Origin of the sequence: Lelliottia nimipressuralis (genome assembly GCF_041464075.1) — a bacterium.
Classification (GTDB): Bacteria; Pseudomonadota; Gammaproteobacteria; order Enterobacterales; family Enterobacteriaceae; genus Enterobacter; species Enterobacter nimipressuralis.
The window spans coordinates 25,777-47,190 of the sequence record NZ_CP167172.1 but is presented as its reverse complement, the minus strand read 5'-3'; the positions used below and the strand labels follow the sequence as shown (position 1 = coordinate 47,190).

18 protein-coding genes are annotated in these 21,414 nt (G+C 58.0%); 6 read left to right on the top strand and 12 right to left on the bottom strand.

Features of this window, described 5'->3' with window-relative positions; genetic code table 11:
* The first annotated feature begins 1 nt into the window (after position 1).
* The 4 genes from ACB496_RS00210 (at position 2) to ACB496_RS00195 (ending at position 4,276) form a co-directional block, all read left to right on the top strand.
* Complete coding sequence (locus tag ACB496_RS00210) at positions 2 to 1,390, top strand: glycoside hydrolase family 1 protein (RefSeq protein ID WP_371973908.1); 1,389 nt, start codon at positions 2 to 4, stop codon at positions 1,388 to 1,390.
* A 6-nt stretch (positions 1,391 to 1,396) separates the two neighbouring features.
* Positions 1,397 to 1,699 (top strand): PTS lactose/cellobiose transporter subunit IIA, encoded by a 303-nt coding sequence (locus ACB496_RS00205; RefSeq protein WP_142503674.1) that lies wholly within the window; start codon positions 1,397 to 1,399, stop codon positions 1,697 to 1,699.
* A gap of 144 nt (positions 1,700 to 1,843) precedes the next feature.
* Positions 1,844 to 3,223: a carbohydrate porin gene (locus ACB496_RS00200; protein WP_100778246.1), complete on the top strand. Its 1,380-nt coding sequence runs from the start codon at positions 1,844 to 1,846 to the stop codon at positions 3,221 to 3,223.
* Positions 3,224 to 3,370: 147 nt separating this feature from the next.
* Entirely contained in the window at positions 3,371 to 4,276 is a 906-nt protein-coding gene (locus ACB496_RS00195; protein WP_194513099.1) for an EamA family transporter, read from the top strand.
* A gap of 39 nt (positions 4,277 to 4,315) precedes the next feature.
* Here the strand turns inward: ACB496_RS00195 and nepI are convergent, their stop codons facing one another.
* From nepI to ivbL, 11 genes are all read right to left on the bottom strand, one after another.
* Entirely contained in the window at positions 4,316 to 5,506 is a 1,191-nt protein-coding gene (nepI, locus tag ACB496_RS00190; RefSeq protein WP_371973905.1) for a purine ribonucleoside efflux pump NepI, read from the bottom strand.
* A gap of 124 nt (positions 5,507 to 5,630) precedes the next feature.
* Positions 5,631 to 6,083: a DUF1198 domain-containing protein gene (locus ACB496_RS00185; RefSeq protein WP_102105107.1), complete on the bottom strand. Its 453-nt coding sequence runs from the start codon at positions 6,081 to 6,083 to the stop codon at positions 5,631 to 5,633.
* Between the two features lie 157 nt (positions 6,084 to 6,240).
* Positions 6,241 to 7,632, bottom strand: a complete 1,392-nt coding sequence (gene uhpT / locus ACB496_RS00180) for a hexose-6-phosphate:phosphate antiporter (RefSeq protein WP_371973903.1) — start codon at positions 7,630 to 7,632, stop codon at positions 6,241 to 6,243.
* A gap of 137 nt (positions 7,633 to 7,769) precedes the next feature.
* Positions 7,770 to 9,098: an MFS transporter gene (locus tag ACB496_RS00175; protein WP_102105108.1), complete on the bottom strand. Its 1,329-nt coding sequence runs from the start codon at positions 9,096 to 9,098 to the stop codon at positions 7,770 to 7,772.
* Between the two features lie 9 nt (positions 9,099 to 9,107).
* Positions 9,108 to 10,607, bottom strand: coding sequence for a signal transduction histidine-protein kinase/phosphatase UhpB (gene uhpB / locus ACB496_RS00170; RefSeq protein ID WP_371973901.1), 1,500 nt, complete (start codon positions 10,605 to 10,607; stop codon positions 9,108 to 9,110).
* Positions 10,604 to 11,197 (bottom strand): transcriptional regulator UhpA, encoded by a 594-nt coding sequence (gene uhpA, locus ACB496_RS00165; RefSeq protein WP_371973899.1) that lies wholly within the window; start codon positions 11,195 to 11,197, stop codon positions 10,604 to 10,606. The genes uhpB and uhpA overlap by 4 nt, the downstream gene beginning before the upstream one ends.
* Positions 11,198 to 11,450: 253 nt before the next feature.
* Entirely contained in the window at positions 11,451 to 11,846 is a 396-nt protein-coding gene (locus ACB496_RS00160; protein WP_371973897.1) for a DUF4019 domain-containing protein, read from the bottom strand.
* A gap of 80 nt (positions 11,847 to 11,926) precedes the next feature.
* Positions 11,927 to 16,051: an RHS repeat-associated core domain-containing protein gene (locus ACB496_RS00155; protein WP_371973895.1), complete on the bottom strand. Its 4,125-nt coding sequence runs from the start codon at positions 16,049 to 16,051 to the stop codon at positions 11,927 to 11,929.
* Between the two features lie 111 nt (positions 16,052 to 16,162).
* Positions 16,163 to 16,450: an acetolactate synthase small subunit gene (gene ilvN, locus ACB496_RS00150; protein ID WP_100778253.1), complete on the bottom strand. Its 288-nt coding sequence runs from the start codon at positions 16,448 to 16,450 to the stop codon at positions 16,163 to 16,165.
* Positions 16,451 to 16,453: 3 nt separating this feature from the next.
* On the bottom strand, positions 16,454 to 18,142 hold the full coding sequence (gene ilvB, locus ACB496_RS00145) for an acetolactate synthase large subunit (RefSeq protein WP_371973893.1): 1,689 nt from the start codon (positions 18,140 to 18,142) through the stop codon (positions 16,454 to 16,456).
* A gap of 102 nt (positions 18,143 to 18,244) precedes the next feature.
* On the bottom strand, positions 18,245 to 18,343 hold the full coding sequence (gene ivbL / locus ACB496_RS00140) for an ilvB operon leader peptide IvbL (protein ID WP_100778255.1): 99 nt from the start codon (positions 18,341 to 18,343) through the stop codon (positions 18,245 to 18,247).
* Positions 18,344 to 18,866: 523 nt separating this feature from the next.
* Between ivbL and tisB the strand changes: the two genes are divergently transcribed.
* A complete protein-coding gene (gene tisB, locus ACB496_RS00135; protein ID WP_100778256.1) occupies positions 18,867 to 18,956 on the top strand; it encodes a type I toxin-antitoxin system toxin TisB in 90 nt (29 codons plus the stop codon).
* Between the two features lie 230 nt (positions 18,957 to 19,186).
* Positions 19,187 to 20,371 (top strand): multidrug efflux MFS transporter EmrD, encoded by a 1,185-nt coding sequence (gene emrD, locus ACB496_RS00130; RefSeq protein ID WP_371973890.1) that lies wholly within the window; start codon positions 19,187 to 19,189, stop codon positions 20,369 to 20,371.
* Here emrD and ACB496_RS00125 read toward each other — a convergent pair.
* Positions 20,274 to 21,362: a glycoside hydrolase family 5 protein gene (locus ACB496_RS00125; RefSeq protein ID WP_129035797.1), complete on the bottom strand. Its 1,089-nt coding sequence runs from the start codon at positions 21,360 to 21,362 to the stop codon at positions 20,274 to 20,276. The two genes, emrD and ACB496_RS00125, sit on opposite strands and share 98 nt — an antisense overlap.
* Between the last annotated feature and the right edge of the window lie 52 nt (positions 21,363 to 21,414).

Here is a 21,414-nt window from a genome sequence, read left to right as displayed (position 1 = left end):
TATGAAATATTCATTTCCCGATAACTTTTGGTGGGGCAGCGCAAGCTCCGCGCTGCAAACCGAAGGGGAAAGCCTGGGCGGCGGCAAAGGAGTGACCACCTGGGATCACTGGTTCGCCAATGAGCCAAACCGTTTCCATCAGGGCGTGGGGCCGCAGGATACCTCAGCCTTTTACCAGAACTGGAAATCGGACATTCAGCTGCTGAAACAGCTGAACCATAACAGCTTTCGCACCTCGATTAGCTGGGCGCGCCTGATCCCCGACGGTGTCGGTGAAGTGAATCCGCAGGCGGTGGAATTCTACAATCAGGTGTTTGATGAGCTGCTTGAGCAGGGCATTACGCCGTTCATCACCCTGTTCCACTTCGACATGCCGATGGCGATGCAGGAGATCGGCGGCTGGGAAAACCGTGACGTCGTGGCGGCGTACGCCCGCTACGCGCAGATCTGCTTCGAGCTGTTCGGCGATCGCGTGCTGCACTGGTTTACCTTTAACGAGCCGATTGTCCCGGTGGAAGGCGGTTATCTGTACGATTTCCACTATCCCAACGTGGTGGATTTCCGTCGCGCGGCGACCGTGGCGTACCACACGGTGCTGGCCCATGCGCAGGCGGTGCGCGCCTTCCGCGCCGGGCATCATGCAGGGGAGATCGGCATCGTGCTGAACCTTACGCCGTCCTATCCGCGCTCGCAGAATCCGCAGGATCTGAAAGCCGCGCATTATGCGGATCTGATGTTTAACCGCAGCTTCCTCGATCCGGTTCTGCGCGGGGAATATCCGGCGGATCTGGTGGCGCTGCTGAAAGCCTACGATCAGCTGCCTGCCTGTCGGCCCGAAGACAGCGCGCTGATTGCCGAAGGAACCATCGACCTGCTGGGCATTAACTATTATCAGCCGCGCCGCGTGAAGTGTCGCGACAGCGCGGTGAACCCTCAGGCGCCGTTTATGCCAGAGTGGTTCTTTGATAATTACGAGATGCCAGGGCGCAAAATGAACCCGTACCGCGGCTGGGAAATCTACGAGCCGGGTATTTACGATATTCTCGTTAATCTGCGTGAGAATTACGGCAACCCGCGCTGTTTTATCTCTGAAAACGGCATGGGCGTTGAAAACGAGCAGCGTTTTATTGAAAACGGTCAGATTAACGATCAATACCGTATCGACTTTATTTCCGAGCACCTTAAATGGGTTCACAAAGGGATTAGCGAAGGCGCAAATTGTCTTGGTTACCATATGTGGACATTTATTGATAACTGGTCATGGTGTAATGCGTATAAAAACCGCTACGGATTTATTCAGCTGGATTTAGCCACGCAGAAACGCACCATTAAGAAAAGCGGGGAGTGGTTCGCCGCCACCTCGTTAAATAATAGTTTTGATAAAGAGTAATGAATGATGATCGCATTAGAAGATGCCGTAATGGAAATTATCGTCAACGCCGGTCAGTCGCGTAGCCTGTGCTTTGAAGCCCTGCACGCGGCCCGGCAGGGCAACCTTGACGAAGCCAAAAGCCTGCTGCGCGAAGCCGATGGCTACGCGCGCCAGGCGCACCATATGCAGACCAAACTCATCGAACAGGACGCGGGCGAAGCCCGCCAGCCGATGACTTTAATTATGGTGCATGCCCAGGATCATTTAATGAATTCACTGTTGGCCCGTGAATTGTCCGAAGAGATTATCCATCTCTACCAGAGATAATAAAGGGAGATATCATTACGCTAAATTAAACCCTCTGTACCTATAAAAATATAAATCAACTTTTTCTGATGATAGCGACATATTCTGTCAGATCGGAATGGGATGGTTATTGTCTGAATAAAATTTAAATTAATAGAGATGACAATGAATATCATAAAAAAACTTCCATTAACAATGGCGGTTATCGCCGCGCTTTGCCCAATTTCTGTGCTCGCACAAGAATTCACGCAGGAGCAAATTGACGCCATTGTCGCCAAAGCGGTAGATAAAGCCCTGACAGAACGTCAGGCAAAAATGGATGCGGCAGTCGCGAAAAAAGCGGACGTGGTGACGGAACCGCAAAGCGCCGCGCAGTCCCCGGATCTGGCGATTCCCTTTGGCATTAAATTTACCGGCTACGCCCGCTACGGCGCACACTTCCAGGCCGCCGATCAGAAATATGTGGCGGTCGATGGCTCGTATAACGGCGGCTCGGCGATTGGTCGTCTGGGTAACGAAGGCAACGGCGGCGAATTCCAGCTCTCTAAAGCGTTCAAAGGCGATAACGGCGCGATCTGGGACATCAACGTGATGATCGACCACTGGGGCGACGAAGTTAACCTGAAAAAAGCCTACGCGGGGGTGACCAACATTATGTCATCTAACCCGAACGCCTATTTCTGGGCCGGTCGAGACTTCCACCAGCGTCCACAGCAAGGCATCAACGACTACTTCTGGATGAACCACGATGGCCAGGGCGCCGGGGTGAAAAACTTCGACATCGGCGGCGTGCAGTTTGACGTGGCAACCGTTGCGGCGGTGGAGTCCTGTAATCCGGAAGTGGAAAACGACGGCTCTAACCCATCGCGCATCTCCTGTACCGGCGGCTCCGGCACCGGCGATAAAGGCAACTACGCGGCCACCTCCAAAATCCACGGCATGAAAATCGGGCCACTGGATCTGGAACTGTACGCCAACTACGGTTTCGACTCGAAAGCCATCGAGAGCGACGATCGTCTGAACGCCTGGCAGGGCGGCGTGGTGCTGAGCCACACCAACGACAGCGGCGTGAACAAAGTGATCGCCCGTTACTCGGATAACTCAGACAACAGCGTGTTCAATAAAACCGAAGACCTGACCACGGTTTACGCCAGCTTCGAAGGGCTGCATAAATTCACCCAGCAGACGCAGGTGGAGTACATCCTCGCCTTCCACGATTACGACAACAGCCGTGACAGCACCGACAATCGCAAAAACTACAACGCGATTGTGCGCCCAATGCACTGGTGGAACGACGTTCACTCCACCTGGCTGGAAGCGGGCTGGCAGCACGTTGACTACGATAACGGCGGTGATAACAAAGGCTGGAAGCTGACCCTGTCGCAGAACATGTCTATCGCCATGGGCCCCGAGTTCCGCCCAATGCTGCGCTTCTACGTGACCGGTGGCAAGGTGGATAATGAACGTACCGCTCGCGTGAACGGCACCGATGACCAGACGCTCGACGATTTCAACGTCGGCGCAATGTGGGAAGCCTGGTTCTAAGGTAAAAGCAAAACGGCAACGGGCGTTGCCGTTTTTCGTGTTTTCCCCTCTCCCTGTTTGGGAGAGGGCGGAGCGAGGGCACCAGACCACACCACCCGGCATTGCTCCCATGATATGCTAGAAAAAAACGAGCATGCAGGGGAGAACATGGGTTCCACAAAAAGAGGGATGCTGAATGTCCTGATCGCCGCCGTGTTATGGGGCAGTTCAGGGGTTTGCGCGCAGTTCATTATGGAGAAGAGTCAGATTTCCTCGCCTTATCTGACCATGATTCGTCTGCTGTTCACCGGCGTGATTTTACTGACGCTCTCTTTCGTCCACGGCGACAAGATTTTTTCAGTCATCAAACATCGCAAAGACGCCATCAGCCTGCTGATTTTCTCACTGGTTGGCGCGCTCACGGTCCAGCTCACGTTCCTGCTAACGATTGAAAAATCGAACGCCGCTACCGCGACTGTCCTGCAATTTCTCTCCCCGACCATTATCGTGGCATGGTTCGCGCTGGCGCGGAAAAAACGGCCTGGGATATTTGTCCTCTCGGCAATTTTGACCTCCCTGATTGGCACGTTTTTACTGGTGACGCACGGCGATCCGACCTCGCTGTCGATCTCCCCTGCGGCGCTGTTCTTTGGCATCGCCTCGGCCTTCGCCGCCGCGTTTTACACCACCTATCCCTCGACGCTTATCGCCCGCTACGGCACGCTGCCGATTGTCGGCTGGAGTATGTTGCTGGCAGGGCTGATGCTGACGCCGTTCTACGCCGGGCGCGGCACCACCTTCGTGATTGACGGGAGCCTGCTGCTGGCCTTTTTCTATCTGGTGGTGATCGGCACCGCGCTGACCTTCAGCTTGTATCTGAAAGGCGCGCAGATGATTGGCGGGCCGAAAGCGAGCATTCTGAGCTGCGCCGAACCGCTGAGCAGCGCGTTGCTGTCGGTGCTGCTGTTAGGGGTGGCGTTTACGCTGCCGGACTGGCTGGGGACGTTGTTGATTGTGTCGTCGGTGGTACTGATTTCGATGGATTCACGCAGACGCGTTCAGGCTTCGGTGTAACCCGATATCCTCACCCGAAAGGGTGAGGATATGCCAGACTTACTGCGCCTTGACCTTCCCCGCCACCAGCAGTGCGGTCAGCAGCATCAGCATGCCAGACAACACCAGCGGCGACAGCAGCCCCAGATTATCCAGCGCATAGCCGCCAATCGCCGCGCCGCAGGTGTTTGCCAGCTGAATCACCGCCACCTGAATCGACCCGGCTTTTTCCGCCTGATCGGCAAGGGAACGGGTGATCCACGTTGACCAGCCCACCGGCACCAGCGCAAAAGCAAAGCCCCAGATAATCGCAATGGCCGACGCCACCCACTTGTCACTTCCCCACAAAATCAGCACCACGGCGCTGACTGCCAGCACCAGCGGCGCACCTGCCAGGGCGAATTTAAGGGAGCGCTTCAGGAACTGCGCCGACAGGGATGTGCCGACAAAACTCGCAATACCAAAACTCAGCAGCACCAGTGTCAGGCCATCCACATCAAAACCGGCCATGGTCATAAATACCGGGCGGATATAGGTGAAAAAGGCGAACTGCCCGGCAAACGCCATAAAGATGGCGGTCATCCCCGCCAGCACACCGGGGCGTTTCAGCAGGCTGAACATATTCTGCTTGTGATGCGCCGCTTCGCCCGGCAGGGACGGCAGCGCCTTCCACACCCAGAAAATGCACAGAATGCCCATGATCGCCGCGCCGTTAAAGACGTTACGCCAGCCGATAATGCCGCCCAAAAAACTGCCCAGCGGTGCAGCGATCACCAGCGCAATCGAGACGGCGCCGAAGATCACCGAGAGCGCTTTCGGCACTTTGCGCGCGGGCACCAGACGCATGGTCAGCGAGGCCGACATTGCCCAGAATCCACCCAGCCCCAGCCCCAGACAGGCGCGGCCCAGCAGCAGCAGGGTAAAGTTATCGGCAAAGGAGACCAGCACGCAGGAGAGCGTGAGCAGAACCGCAAACAGGATCACCACTTTGCGGCGGTCGATGGTGCCGATTATCTGGGTGATAAACAGGCTGGAGAACATGGCGACAAACGCCGTGACGGTGACGGACTGGCCCGCCACCCCTTCGGAAATCCCCAGATCCTGCGCCATCGGCGTCAGCAGGCTGACCGGCAGAAACTCCACGGTAATCAGGCAGGCGACGCAAAACGCCACGGAGAAAACCGCCGACCAGTTTGGTCGCAGGACCTCACCGGTATGGGCTGTGGGCGTGGAGTGGATCTGTTCTGTCATGGCGTCACCTGAGGATAAAACTGCGGTAAAGTCGCGCAGTTTATCATCAAAACTGTGACGAATTTAACGTTTTGACAACTTTTGTTGAAATCTGACCTTCACCGACAGACAGCCAGCATGGGGCTCAGTGCAGGAAAAAAACGCCCTCTTCAGGCAGGAACAGGCGGTTGTAGCGCAGCTGAAAAGCGTTGAACTCCTGCGGATCGGGGTCTATTTCGCGCATAAATCCCAGCGCCAGGCGGATCTGCGCGTCGGTAATCGGCGCGGCAAGACGCGCTTTACGCAGTAGTCGATGCCAGGTATGCAGATTCTCTTCGCTGCCGTCGACGATGCAGACCTGCCAGATCAGCAGCACCTGTGCAGCATTTTGCAGATGGGCTTCGTCCGGGCGCTCCAGGTAGCGGATAAACTCAGTGCCTGCGGTTTTACCGCACTGGTCAATCATCGACTCCAGCGGAACGGGCGTAATCCCTAAGCGTTCGCTCAGTCGTTTGATCGCCCGACGCGAATCAGACGTCAGAATGCGAAACCCGACAACAAACACCACAACCAGGGTGGCCAGCATTATCCAGACCATGCGTTCTCCTTAATAATAGCCGCTCATGATATCGGGAAACGCGCCGTTGTCGACAGCGTAAAACATGCTGAAAGGGATCGGAAAAAACAGGGGCGGGAATGAAAAAAGCCCGGCACGTAGCCGGGCAAAAAAGTTACCTGCACAATCACTCAAGCCATTAGGCCGATTTCAGTCGTTGAATGCGTTTTTCGCGGCGAATTTTGCGTTCTTCCATCACGGCGACCATCGCCATCAGGCAGATACAGGCGATAGCTGCGGCGTCCAGCGCGGCGAAGGTGCCCGCCCAGCCGGTCAGGCCGAAGATCGGCGTGCCGTCGGCGATCATCCCGAGACCCAGTTTGGCGAAGCTGTCACCGATCAGATAGGCGAAGGTGCCTTTGATCCCATCGGCAGCGCCGATCGCTTTTTTCGGCACAAATCCGACGGCCGCGACGCCAATCAGCAGCTGCGGGCCAAACACCAGGAAACCGAGCGCAAACAGGGAGGCGAGATAGACGTACTGGTTGCTGGCGTGCTGATACACACCCAGCGTAGCGATAATCAATGCCAGCGCAACGCAGGCCACCAGCGCCCGACGACCGTTTGCCAGATCCGACAGCCAACCCCACAGCAGCGTTCCCACCAGCGCGCCCACTTCAAACAGGGTAAAGCCCTGAATCGCCACCTCTTTGGAGAGTTTCAGCTCCTGGAAGGCGTACACGGTAGACCACTGGTCGATGCCGATGCGCACCACGTACAGGAAGATGTTGGAGAAACAGAGCAGCCAGATGACTTTGTTTTTCAGCACATACTCAACGAAGATCTGCCATTTGGTCATCGACTCGTCTTCAGCGTCTTTGTCTTCTTCACTCAGCTCTTCGCCAAACAGCTCCTCCGCTTTGCCCAGACCGTAGGATTCCGGGGAGTCGCTGCCGTAGCGCAGGCCGATAAAGCCAACAATCAGCGCGATAATGGACGGGAAGATGAACATGCCGATCACATGGCCGTCGAACAGGACATTTGCCCCGAACAATGCCACGCCTGCTGCACCTGCCCCGCCGAGGTTATGGGAGATGTTCCACATACCAAGATAAGTGCCGCGCTTACGACGTGGCGTCCATTTGGTGATGGTGGAATAGCTGCACGACCCGCCGGTGCTCTGGAAGAAACCGCTCAGGGCATAGAAGGCGATCATCATAAACAGGCTGACGGAGCCTGCGCCCATGCTGGCGCTAAAGCCGAGCATACAGATGGCGGAGAGGATCAGCATAAACGGCAGGAACTGCTTGGTGTTTTTACCGTCAGCGTAGTACGAAACCAGGGTTTTCCCCACCCCGTAGGTGATGGAGAAACCGAGGCCGATCATCCCCAGCTGCGTCATGCTCAGCCCGTAGGTGGAGATCATGTCGTTCTGGGCGATGTTGAAGTTTTTGCGGATCAGGTACATGGTCAGGTAGCCGATGAATACCACCAGATAGGACTGCATGAACGGCTTGAACCACATTTTGCGCCGCATCTCGAGCGGCAGATCCAGGGTCGGCTTGCGCACCTGGTTTAGAAAGGCCAGCATCAAAAACTCCTGATATGAATACCTGCGAATGGCAGGCATTGTAAAAATCAGCAGTCGCATTGGCCTGAGACAGCGTCCAGGCGAAACCGGGAAAATTTCCTAGTTTTGCCCCACTCGGGGCAAAAAGGTGAGGCGCATCACGCTTCGTTGACCTCACGCGGGGCCTGAGCGTTCAAAAACGGCAACAGCAGCAGGGCGGAAATCCCCGCCGCGATAGCGATCACCGCGAAAAAACCGCTCCAGTGCCAGATGTCGATGACCCGCGCCAATGGCCAGCCGGAAAGGGACGCGCCAAGATAGGCAAACAGGCCGACAAAACCGGTCGCCGCCCCCGCCGCCTCTTTGTGCGAGCACTCCGCTGCCGCCATGCCGATCAGCATTTGCGGGCCAAAAACGAAGAATCCGGTGGTGAAGAAGCACGCCGCCTGCATCACGTAGCTGGCAAAAGGCATCAGCCACAGCGAGCCAACGGAGAGCAAAATCCCGGCGGCGAAAATCAGGTTCATCGGGCCACGGTTGCCGTTAAACAGTTTGTCCGAGCCCCAGCCCGCCACCAGCGCGCCGATAAATCCGCCCAGCTCAAACATGGTCACCGCCGAGTTGGCGGTCACCAGATCGACGCCGAGCGTCTCGGACATATACAGATTTCCCCAGTCGTTGATCGCCGCACGCACCACGTACACCAGCACATAGCACAGGGACAGCAGCCAGATATAGGGGTTCAGCAGCACGTATTTGGTGAGGATCTCTTTGCGCGTCAGCCCCGCCCCTTCCTGCTGTTGGGCGATCTCCATCTCGTCGTGACGCCAGTCGCCCACCGGCGGCAGGCCGACGGTTTGCGGGCGATCGCGCAGACGCCAGCAGAGAAACAGCCCGGCGAAAATCGCCAGGGTTCCGGCGATCATCATCCCGGCGCGCCAGCCGTAGTGCAACGCCGCCGCACCCACCACGATGGGGATCAGCGCCCCGCCGACGTTATGGGCTGTGTTCCAGATTGCCCACCAGCCGCCGCGCTCGTTGCGGGAGAACCAGGCGGTGAGCAGACGCGCGCAGACGGGCGCGCCCCAGCCCTGGAAAAAGGCGTTCAGCGCCCACAGCAGGGCGAACGCCCACAGGGAGGTGGAGAAACCAAACAGGATATTGACCACTCCGGTTGCGATAAGCCCCATCCCCATAAAGTAACGGGCGTTCGAGCGGTCGCTGACGATGCCGGAGAAGAATTTCGACAGACCGTAGGTGATGTAAAACAGCGTCGCCAGCAGGCCGATGTCCGTGCGCGTCATCACGCCGCTGGCGAGGATTTCGGGCGCAGCGGCGTTAAAACTTTTGCGGGTGAAATAGAACAGCGCATAGCCCAGCCAGATGGTGGTCAGAATATGACGTCGCCAGTAGCGGTAACGCGCATCTCTTTCGCGTTTATCGCCGATCGGCGCGGCATTCGCTGGCGTTTTCAGAAAGGTAAACATGGTCGGTCCTTACGTATAACGCAGCGGCAAATTCACGCTGACGCGCGTGCCGTGGGTACAGGAGATCGTCAACGTTCCGCCGAGCGCCGTGACGCGCTCGCGCATTCCGGCCAGGCCAAACCCCTGCTGCCCGGAGCCAGGCGGCAGACCGCAGCCGTCGTCTTCGAGAACCAGCATCAGGCGCTCGTCCTGCTGCCAGCCCTGGAGCGTCACCGCGCTGGCACTGGCGTGTTTGACGATATTGTTCAGTCCCTCCTGACAGACGCGGAACAGAGTGACGCGCTGGCTTTCGCTCAGCAGTGTCTCGTCGATAGCCCAGCCGAGATGGCTGACGATCCCGCGATCTTCCAGCTCCATCTCTCGCATCAGGGAACGCACCGCCTGCTCAAGGGATAAATCATCTAACTGGCGTGGACGCAGGCGCCCCAGCAGACGTCGCACGGAATCGTACACCCCGAGAGAGAGCTGCTCGATGTGCGCGCCGCCCTGCCGGACGCCGGGATTTTCCGGGGCCAGCCGCTGAACGATGCCCGCCTGAGTGCGGATGGCCGTGATGGTCTGGCCGATATCATCGTGCAGTTCGCGCGCCACTTCCTGCCGCACATTTTCTTCGGTTTCCAGTAACCGCTCGGCCAGGCGTCGATTGCGGGCCAGCTCGTTTTGCAGCGACTGGTTCAGCTCGCGCAGACGCTGTATACCCGCGCCCAGCAGCAGTCCGGTCAGGCTTTGCGCCAGCAGCGAGAGGAGTAAATCAACGGGATGATCGTGCCACGTCTGGCTGGCAATCAGCGCGATGGCGTTCATCAGGGTGGCGATCAGCGCCCCCTGCCAGCCGTAATGCCAGGCCAGCGCGATAATCGGCAGCGCCAGACAAAACGGCGTAAAGCGGGAGAGTTCCGCAGGCAGACCCAGCTGCAGCCACAGGCTGACCACAAACAGCAGCAGATACCAGATAAGGTGCCGCGCGCGCCAGTTCACCGGCTGGGAGACCAGCGCCGGGCCGAGCGGCTGCCAGACAGTGCTGGTGAGGTAGTGCCAGATGACAAGGCACGTGGGTGCAAGCGTCAGGCCGCCGGTCAGCGTCAGCAGGAGCGCCGTCAGGGTGTCGGGTTTGCCGATCCACGGCAGGGATTGCAGCAGCGCAGCGGCAATCAGCGCCGCGCCCTGACGCAGTAGCGTGCGCCAGTCGCGCTGATGGCGGTAGCGGGAAATCAGCGCCACCGGCAGCAGCGTCAGTACGCCCCCGATCATCAATAAGGGGAGATGCGCCAGTGCCACTTCCTGTGCCAGCCAGACCAGCATGATCCACTCGGCCCCCAGCAAAACCGGCCAGTAGCCGCGCGGACATTGCAACATCAGCCCCAGACGCAGGCCAAACGGGAACAGCAGCACCGCCAGCTCCGGGCGCTCGACCAGATGCAGGCTGATACTCCACAGACAAAACCAGGCGGCAGAGAAGATAAAAAAGCTGGCGACAACGGAGACCAGCCGCGAGAAGTACGGGCTCATTGCCAGCCGTCAAACATGCGGCGGGCCAGCTCGACATCGTTACTGACGCCGAGTTTTTCCATCAGATTGGCGCGATGGACGTGAACGGTTTTGGGCGACAGGCCCAGCTCGACGGCGATCTCTTTCACCGCCATCCCCTGAGCGAGCTTTTCCGCCACCTGACGCTCGCGTTTTGTCAGCGGGTCCTGGCGTCCGGCGGCCAGTTTAATGGCGATATCCGGCGTGAGGTAACATCCACCCGTCGCGACGGTGCGCACAGCGGAAATGAGTTCGTCGGGGCTACAACGTTTGGAGAGAAACCCGAGCGCGCCGGCGTTGAGCGCCTGTTCTACCAGCGCCGGGCTGTCGTGAACAGAGAGCATAATGGTCGCCATTCCTTTCGGCAGCTGGCTGAGCAGCTCAAGCCCGGAGAGATCCGGCATCGAGATATCGCAAATGCAGACCTGCACACCACGCCCCGGTAATCCGGCCAGCGCCTCGCGGCCTGAACCGAATTCAGCCACGACCTGAAAATCTGCCTCCAGGCTCAGCAACTGGGCAAAACCGGAGCGGACGATAAGGTGATCGTCGATAAGGGCAATGGTGGTCATGTGGCATTCCTGGCGGATAAAAAACGCGCTTACCTTAACGATAAGCGCGGGGGCGTTCAAGGTATGAGCGATTTTTCGTTAGGATGATACTCAATCATCATGCCACACTGTGGCGGTGACCGGCACCGCACCTCGCTCTCTTCCCTCTTTAACTATTTGGTTATGGACGGCCGTATTTTTCATATAAATTAACTTAGCCACAGTTACGGATGTAATGAATCTCACCACAAACTAACCAAGGTATTCCTTCTACTCAATTGGGCGTGTAACTATAGCCGGATAATTTCATTTCCCCCGACTCACTCACAAAGCTGAATACTTCTTTATAATTTCTCTTTGAGAACCTAGATGAATATGTTAATACTACAGCAGGCTCACCAATAACATATGATATTGAATTGGAATGTGTCAATTGCGTTTTATTCAGCTTTCCCATTTCCTTTTTTGCCGAAGATATAAATGTTACAAACTCATCTGGAGATACTTTTTCCTTCATTTTGTTCGCTGAGTTTTTATAAATACTATTAAATTCATCATGTTCATACATATCTCTAAAGTTGCTAACCTGTTTTTTTGCAATCTCCACATTATCACCGTTACAACCCAATAATATAAAAGAAACCATAATCACTGCACTTATTTTTTTCATAGCATCCTACTTAAAACATTTTAACCCCATGATAAACAACACCATCTTATTAACGCCTTCTTTATTTAATATTTTCTCAATCAGTTAATGAGACATTTAGTATAAGTCTGGCATGTCATTAATCCGCCAAAACTTCCTCCACCAATGCCTATACCGCCAGAAACTGTATTATTCGTAGGATTACTTAAATCAGTAGTACTAGCGATTGTATAGTCTCCCAAGGCTCCACCTGTGGCTATTTCACCTATAGATTTTGTAACACCAGAAGATGGCCCTGCATTCGAAAGGGAGCCATTTACTCCTATACCGCCTGCAATTCCTGCTCCTAAATGCTGACATGCTGTGAGATATGCACAAATGTCACCTGAATCACTTCCAGAATTCTTTCCTATAGCAACCCCTACAGCCAACCCACCCCCTGCCATTCCATCTGCAGAGATGCTTACATCCACTGATGCAGTACCTTCTATTGCTGGATAATGAGGGCCAGAAATAGCATTTAATACTGCTGATGCTTGATCAGGAGGTAAATATGTTCCCGCTGACGCAGCAGCTTCCCCATAATCAGCGCCTCCTGATGACCCCAAAGATCCTAGGCTTGCCCACCCAGCTAACCCCTTAGGGTCTATAAAAACAAGGGGATTATTAGAAACATAAGCATACAGGTTTACCCCACCCGCCAGCCCTATCGGGTCCTGGGTAATATACCGGCCCTGCTGCGGGTCATAATAACGATGGCGGTTATAGTACAGCCCCGTCTCTTTATCGTGCTGCTGCCCCGGCAGACGAATAAGCTGCTGCAGATTATCCGGGTCTTCTTCCCGCAGCAGGTTTCCCCATTCATCATACTCTGCCTGCCAGGCAATGCGGCCGTCCGCGTCAACTAATGCCAGCGGCAGCCCCCGGTGGTCGCAGTGGTACAGGTGCAGTTTGCGCGCAGGCGTGGTGTCCGGCTCCATCTGGTCCTTCATCTGCGCCGGTGTCAGGCCGCACTGTGCCAGCCACTCTCGGCTGTGGTCACTGAGCCGGCCGGTCTGCAGCTCTTCCTCTAGCGTGTCCAGCAGGGCGATAAGTTCCGGTACAAACACCATCCCCGCATCCTGCTGCAGTTTTTCCGCCAGCGTGCGGCGGGCGGGTGTCAGCGCGCAGGTGGCGGTTTCAATGCGCAGTAACGGTGTGAAGGTACCGGGCTGATACACCGTCTGGATGCGGGAGCTGTCCGTCTGCACTGTGGTCAGCCGGTCACCGTCCCAGCCGTACCACACGGATTCAGCAGGCGCTGCCGGGACCCGCCACCCGCTGTCGTACGTCTCACCCTGCCAGACCTGTTTGCGGATGCGGCGCCCGCGCGGGTCATACGCGTAGCGGCTTTCCGTCAGCAGCCTGCCGTTCTGTATCCTGCGGTACTGCGTCAGCCGGTGCTGATTATCGTACGCAAAGTGACGGGTGATGCTGCCGTCCCGCTGGAGACGGCGCTCGTCCTTTTCCGTCAGCCGGCCGTGGGCATCGTAATGGTAAAAACCGTCGCCATCCTCCGTGATGCGGTTATCCGGCCAGACGTCCGGCCGCGCCGGAACGGTATCGTGCGCGACCGTCCGGTTACCGGCCGGGTCGGTCGGGGTCCACTGTGTCCGGTCGTGGTACGCGGTGCTGAGCAGGCGTCCGTTTTCGTACCCGTAATCGCGCTGCCCGTGCTGTCCGCGCATCCGGATAAGCTGCCCGTCCGCATTCCAGGTGTAGTCCCGGTCAAGCGCGGTGTGGTTCAGATGATGACTCTGTACCTGGCCGTCAGGCGTGTAGGCGGTGGCCTGCGTATAGCCGCCGAAACGGCGCTGTGTTTCCCGGTGCAGGCGGTCGCGGGTGTAGTCAATAAGCGGGGTGTCGCCGAGTTTCATACCCGCCAGCCAGCCGGAACCCCAGGTCAGCCACTCCACCGGCGGGAGCTGGTCGGGGGTGAGGCGGTATTCGAGACCGGCGCGGTAGTCGTGCCGGGTGGTGTGCTCCCACAGCAGGGTATTCGTTGCCGGACAGCGCACCGTCTGGCACTCAGCCGTGAGACGACCTTCGGGGGTATAGTCATATGAAACGGCCACCCGGTGGCCTTCGCTCAGATGGCTGATGCCCGTCAGCCAGCCGCGTGCGTCATAGTGCCACTGCTCTGCCGGTTCACCGTTGAGGGTCCGGCTGAGCAGGCGGCCGGCATCGTCGTACTGCCAGTGCGTGGCCAGACCCTCCTCCTCGCTGTGGATGAGCCGGCCCGCCGGGTCATAGCGGTAACGTTTTGTGCGCCCGTCAAAGCCCGTTTCTTCCGTCAGCCGGTCCAGGACATCGTACGTGAAGGTGGTCTGGCTGCCGTTCTCGTTAACCAGCGTGGTCGGGCGGCCCGCGGCGTCATACGCCATCCGGCGGGTCAGGCTGCCCCGGGTGGTGAGAATGACATTCCCCCGGGCGTCAAAGCCGGTTTCACTGCGCTCACCGTCGGGGGAGACCACCGCCGTCAGGTCGCCCGCCAGGTTGTACTCATAGCGGGTCGGGTGCCCGGCGGCGCCGGTCACCGTCGCCAGCCTGCCGCGGGCATCATACGCCCGGTACTGGCTCAGGCCTTCTTCCCGGTGAACGGCCGTCAGCTGGCCAGAGCGGTCATACTCATGGCGGGTCTGATACCCGGAGCAGTCGGTGTACGTCAGAAGCTGGCCGTAGCGGCTCCAGGTCATCTGTTTCCGACTCCCGGTGGGGTCTTCGGTGGCAGACGGGTATTCGCTGTGCGGGTCAGCATATTCATGGCGGGTGACGTCGCCCTGGCGCGAGACACTGGCGGTCAGCCTGCCGGCGGCGTCGTACTCCTGCCGGCTTTTCAGCCCGTCCGGGTAGACGGTGGCGGTCAGCTGGTGCCGGCTGTTGTAGTAAAATTCCGTGAGCCTGCCGTCCGGCGCGACCAGGGCGGCCAGCAGACCGGAGCCGGGGTGCAGGCGGTATTCCGTCCTGCGGCCCGCCGCATCGGTCTGCGCCACCAGGCGGCCGGCATTGTCGAACTCACTCAGGATGAGGCTGCCGTCGTGCAGCACCTTTTTCACCACCCGCTTCAGGCCGCCTTCACCTTCGGTGTGCAGCACCTCGCGACGGTTCAGGCTGTCGGTGATGACCGTGTACCCTTTTTCGTACTGATAGCGGTAGCTCAGGCCGCCGGGGTTATGCTGCTCCGTGACGCGACCGGTGGCATCGTAGCGGTAGGTCGTCTGCGGCCTGCCTGCATACCGGTGGGCCACCATCCGCCCCGGATACTGTTCATCGTACGTGAAAGCGCGCACCCGGGTGCCGCTGCGGTCATATACCGCGGTCAGTTCACCGCGCGGGGAATAGTCGTAACGCACCAGGGGGGCGGACGGGAGGTCATCCGGGTACTGCGGGTCGTGCGTGAGCCAGACTTCAGACAGGCGGGCCCCGGTCCCGGCAGGGACCAGCACCAGCCGGAAGCGGCGGCCTGCGCCGTCGGTCACCCCGGTGACGGCGCCGGTAAACTCCCCCGATGCAGCGCGGTGGAAGGCCAGCGTGCGGCCAGAATGGTCCGTCAGTCCGGTTAAAATACGGTAAGGCGGCAGCGGTGCGGGCAGAACTTCATCTGCAGCCGGGACCCGTTCCGGCCAGCCGAGCCGCCACCACGGCCCCTGCACGCTGCTGGTTGCCAGATAAAGGTGCTCACTCAGGCGGACCGCTTCCGGCAGGGCCTGCCAGAGACGGTGCAGGGGATGGGCCTCGTTCAGGTTCAGAACCCCGCCGCGCGCCAGCCAGAAGGACTCGGTGCGGCTGAACGCCACTTCGCCGGGCAGGAGCGGGTCAAAGTGGATGCTGCGCCCGCCGTTGTCGTTGAGGATGAGCCCGTTATCGCGCAGCTGCAGGCGGATATCGGAGGGCGCGTGCCAGCCGGGACCGAAAATGCCGGGCGGGGCCGGGGTTTTTGTGCGGTAACTGCTGTAGGTGCGCGAGAGGACAAACGGCAGCGGCCCCGGCAGGGCCACATCCGTTTCACCGGGGAGGACTTTGGCCCCGAGCAGCGGATTAACGGGGCTGCCGGAGGTCACGCCGCCGGGACAGACCGAGCAGGCGACACCGGTCGGGGCGCCAATCATCACCCCGAGACTGCCCTGCACAATCGGGCCGCCAGTGGCGGTCATATCCCCCTGACGGGCAGCCGGTTTTCCGCTCATGATCAATTCCTTTTGAAATTAGCTATGAGCGGAGAATACAGGTAACAACATCAAAAAAAGGGTCTGAAAACCGGCAAATGCAACTTTTAGGAATATATAAAGACCTACACCTTACTCAAAAAACACCGCAATTTTATTAAACATGGTCGGATCGGACTGGTTGCGGACCACTTGAGTGACATCTTCCAGTTTGTCGATTTGGGCAATCATCTGCTCGAGGCGCTGATCGTCGTTCACGAGGAGCCAGATGCGGCTATGATCGCTGCCCTGAATCGGCAGACAAAGAATGCCTTCCACGTTAAATGCGCGGCGCGCGAACAGGCCGCAGACGTGGGTCATGACGCCAGGGTGGTTGCGGACGGTGAGTTCGAGAATGACGTTATCATATTGTTTCTGCATGGCTTATTCTCCCACCATCTCAGTATTCGCCGCACCCGGCGGGACCATTGGATACACTTTTTGTTCTGGATCGATGCGCACGTGAATCAGCGCTGGGCCAGGGCGGGAAATCGCCTCCTGCAGGGCGGATTGCGCGTCCTCGGCGGCGTTCAGATCGCAGGTGTGCAGGCCAAAACCGGCCGCAATCTGCATAAAGTTGATCATCCCCGGATAGGTCGCCGCAAACACGCCTTGCTTGTAAAACAGGCTCTGCTGCTGATGCACCAGCCCCAGCGCTTCGTTGTTCATCAGAATGATTTTCACATCCAGCTGGTTTTCAGCCGCCGTCGCCATCTCCTGAATGTTCATCATCAGGCTGCCGTCACCGGAGAAGCAAATCACCTTCCGATCCGGATTCGCCAGCGCAGCGCCCACGGCGGCAGGCAGGCCAAAGCCCATGGTGCCTAAACCGCCAGACGTCAGCCACTGACGCGGACGGTTCAGCGGGTAAGCCTGGGCGGTCCACATCTGATGCTGGCCGACGTCGGTGGTGATAATAGCGCTGTCGTCCACGCAGGAGGCGACGGCGTTAATCAGGCCGTAGTGGCTCAGCGGGTCGCCTTCGGTCGGGATGGCGCTCGGGAACTCCTGCTGCAGCTGGGCAACCAAATCGCACCACTCGGCGTTGTCGGTGGCGTGGGTTTGGGGGATTAACTGTGCCAGCACCTCGCCCACATCACCCTGAATCGCCACATGCGGCTGTTTGATTTTGCCAAGCTCAGCGCGGTCGATATCCACGTGAATGATTTTCGCGTTCGGGCAGAACTGCTCGGTTTTACCAATCGCCCGGTCATCAAAACGTGCGCCGAGAACGATCAGTAAATCAGACTCTTGCAAAATAAAGTTGGTGCTGCGCGCGCCGTGCATCCCCAGCATGCCCAGCGACAGCGGGTGCGCTTTCGGCAGCATTCCCAGCGCCATTAAGGTCATGGTGGTGGGCAGATTGGCTTTTTCGGCAAATTTACGTACCTGTTCTGCGGCGTTGATCGCCCCGCCGCCCAGATAGAGCACTGGCCGTTTCGCAGCGTTGATCATCGCGGCGGCGTCCTGCACGCTCTGGGCGCTGAATTCCGGTGCGGAAGCACGGCCACCCGGCTCCGGGAAGGTTTCGATGTCGATTTCAGCGGTTTGTACGTCCTTAGGAATGTCTATCCACACCGGGCCTGGGCGGCCGGATTGCGCAATGCGGAACGCATCGCTGATCACCTGAGGTAACTCGGCGATGTCGCGAACTAAATAGTTATGCTTGGTGATGGGGATAGAAATACCGTAGGTGTCGACTTCCTGAAACGCATCGGTGCCGATCATCGACGAAGGGACCTGGCCGGTAATACAGATCAGCGGAATGGAGTCGAGGCGCGCGTCGGCAATCGCCGTGACCAGGTTGGTGGCACCCGGCCCGCTACAGGCCATACAGACCGCAGGTTTGCCCTGCGTACGCGCCATGCCCTGAGCAATGAAGCCTGCGCCCTGCTCGTGGCGCGCCAGAACGTGGCGGATTTGCGTGCTTTGACTTAACGCGTCATAGAGCGGCAGGACCGTACCGCCCGGGATCCCCGAAACGATGCTGATACCCTGACGTTCCAGTAAGTGAACGATTAATTGCGCGCCCGTAAAACGCGTCTTGCCTGATGTTGTGCCCGAACTTGCCATGCTCCAGTCCTTTTGTTCTGAGCCGACTTTCCGGGAGGTTTAAACTAAAAACCCCGCCGGTTTGCGCCGGCGGGGTTTTGGATTCGTGTGTTGATCCAGTCCCTACGGCGCATTGCCGACGACCACCACCACACGTACGACGACCACTGCGGCAGGTTGCGCAGTTTTTAGTAGGGTCGACGCCATCATGGAAGTTGTCATTGAGGACCTGTGTTTAGAATCATTGATAGAATTTATACAAACACAGGATTCGGTGCCTGACAATGGAAATATTTTCATCCACCCAAATTTGCGTCAGGGATCACGTTTCGTTTGTAAGAGAAATAAAAACAAAAAACCCCGCCGGAGCGAGGTTTTTTTCAGGGTTTGCGGTTGGTTTCCGCGAACACACTGTGTTACGTCAACGCAAGAAGTATACGCGATCGGCCACGAACGCGCAATTTTAGCTCTCTTTTTTGACGAATAGGAGTATGGATCAGCCTTCCGAATTTGTCGACAAAATACTGTTCATGCATCCAGTGTTTATCTATACTGAGTTTGTTCGCAGTGCGTATTGGGGGCCGCAAGCAGTACACCGGCGCAAAGAAGTCCTGGCTGAAACGGGTGGTGCCGTCAGTGCCTTAACCCCCAAATGAGCACACTGTGTTACGTCAACAAAGGTGCTGGCAACAGGCGGCGGAGAGGTACGCCAGCATCGTGCTCCTTCTGCCAGAAGGAGGCGCGTATGGGCGTCGTGGATATGGTTATTCTTATCCTGAGACTCATTGTTGCGGTACTGCAACTGCTTGACGCTGTCCTGAAATACCTCCGGTGATTCAGGGTCAAGTCGCACCAAAGAGGGGCGGGCAACCGCCCCTCTTTAACATCTGCACACTGGCAACATAAGTTGCCGATATCGTTTACAAATCCTGCCTGCTTCTGCTCAATCATTCACCCCAGAGATGCTTAAATTGTCATCTCATTGTGGTAGATTCCTCGCGCATTTATGGGAATGCGCAGTCACTTATTCTTTATTTCTCTCTTTTTGCAAAAGTATTCAGCGACATGAAAAAGCAAAGGAACGTTAATTTACTGTTGATGCTGGTGTTACTGGTGGCCGTCGGTCAGATGGCGCAGACCATATATATTCCGGCGATTGCAGACATGGCGAAAGCGCTCAGCGTGCGCGAAGGTGCGGTGCAGAGCGTGATGGCCGCCTATCTGCTGACTTACGGCGTCTCACAGCTGTTCTACGGTCCGCTGTCTGACCGCGTCGGGCGTCGCCCGGTGATCCTGGTCGGGATGACCATTTTCATGATCGCCACGGTGATCGCCATAACCACTCACAGCCTGACGATCCTGATTGCCGCCAGCGCCCTGCAGGGCATGGGGACCGGCGTCGGCGGGGTGATGGCGCGTACGCTGCCGCGCGATCTGTACGAAGGGTCACAGCTGCGTCATGCCAACAGCCTGCTGAATATGGGTATTTTGGTAAGCCCGCTGCTGGCACCGCTGATTGGCGGCGTGCTGGACAGCATCTGGTCGTGGCGCGCCTGCTACGCTTTCCTGCTGGTTCTGTGCATTATTGTCACCTTCAGCATGGCGCGCTGGATGCCGGAAACACGCCCGACGGGCGCACCGCGCACCAGGCTTATTGCCAACTACAAAACGCTTTTCGGCAACGGCGCGTTCACCTGTTACCTGCTGATGCTGATTGGCGGCCTGGCGGGGATTGCGGTGTTTGAGGCCTGTTCCGGCGTGTTGCTGGGCGCAGGACTGGGGTTAAGCAGCATGGTGGTGAGCATTCTGTTCATTCTGCCGATCCCGGCGGCATTCTTCGGCGCATGGTTTGCCGGTCGCCCTAACAAGCGTTTTTCCACGCTGATGTGGCAGTCGGTGATGAGCTGCCTGCTGGCAGGGGTGATGATGTGGGTCCCAGGCTTACTGGGCGTGATGACCGTCTGGACGCTGCTGATCCCGGCCGCCCTGTTCTTCTTCGGCGCGGGAATGCTCTTCCCGCTCGCGACCAGCGGCGCGATGGAGCCGTTCCCGTTCCTGGCAGGAACCGCAGGTGCGCTGGTGGGCGGCCTGCAAAACATCGGCTCCGGCGCGCTGGCCTGGCTCTCCGCCATGATGCCGCAGACGGGTCAGTCTAGCCTTGGCCTGTTGATGACCCTGATGGGGCTGCTGATTTTACTGTGCTGGCTGCCGCTGGCGTCGCGCGAGCCGCATCACGAGCAGACGATTTAATCGCATGATGGCCCGGCTTCTCGTCGGGCTTTTCACACACCGGTGCAAGCATCGCCTGCAGCAGCGGTTCCGGCCCTGGTCGCCACGCCCCCTCCTCGCCGTCATAAAACTGGAAATCCGCGTTAATGGCGTAAGGGATTTTGGCTTTTTGCAGTTCGCAGGCCATAAAGCTGGCGAAAGCCATCTGCGGTGCCGTCGGGGTAACGCGGCTGGATTCACCCACGCCCCAGCCGCCCACCCAGCTCACATGCCCGGTTTTTTGCTGCCAGCGCAACGCGGTGGTGATCCGGCTGCGAATCATCGATTTCTCCGCCGCCGTGCCTGATGTCCACGGGTATTTTCCGTTGTTCTTGAGCGGTCCCCACGGGAAGATGTGCCATTCGGCCAGCACGTAATTCTGGCTGTGGGCAGGCAGCTTAAGGCTGCCGAGATCTTCCGGTGCCGCGCGCAGGCGCGGAGCGACGAAAATCATGCGTTCGGCATCAATGGCATGAATGGCTTTGATCGCTTTTTCGTAGACGCGGTTAAGGGATGCGAGATTGTGATTGAGCTTGTCCGCCGGTTCGTAGATCAGGTCAAAACCGAGCAGCGGCGAGCTTTTCTCGAAGTAGTGCGCCACGGCAATCCACCAGTTCACCACCTCTTTTTCGTTATCCGCTTTCGGGTCGTTTTTGTATTCATCCGCCTGATAGGCAATCACCGGGATCACGCCGTATTGCTCACAGGCTTCCACCAGCTTGCGCAGATGAATCAGGCGCGCTTCCGTCGGCTCGCCGGCCACGCGGATACGCACGTGGGTAAAACCTTTGGCCTTAAAATCACGCACTTCCAGCGGATCGAATTCGCGAATGCCGCGCTCGGTGCGCGCCCAGTCCACGTCGATGCCCACCCCGAGCTGCTGCGCGTAGCGCGCAGCCGTCAGCGGTGGCTCAGCGGCAGACACCCAGCCAGAGGAGATAATCAGCGCAGCGGCGATCAGGGGCTTTAACACGGTTAACCTTGCGAGAAATCGAAAGCAATATGCTGTATTTAGCACGCTTTTC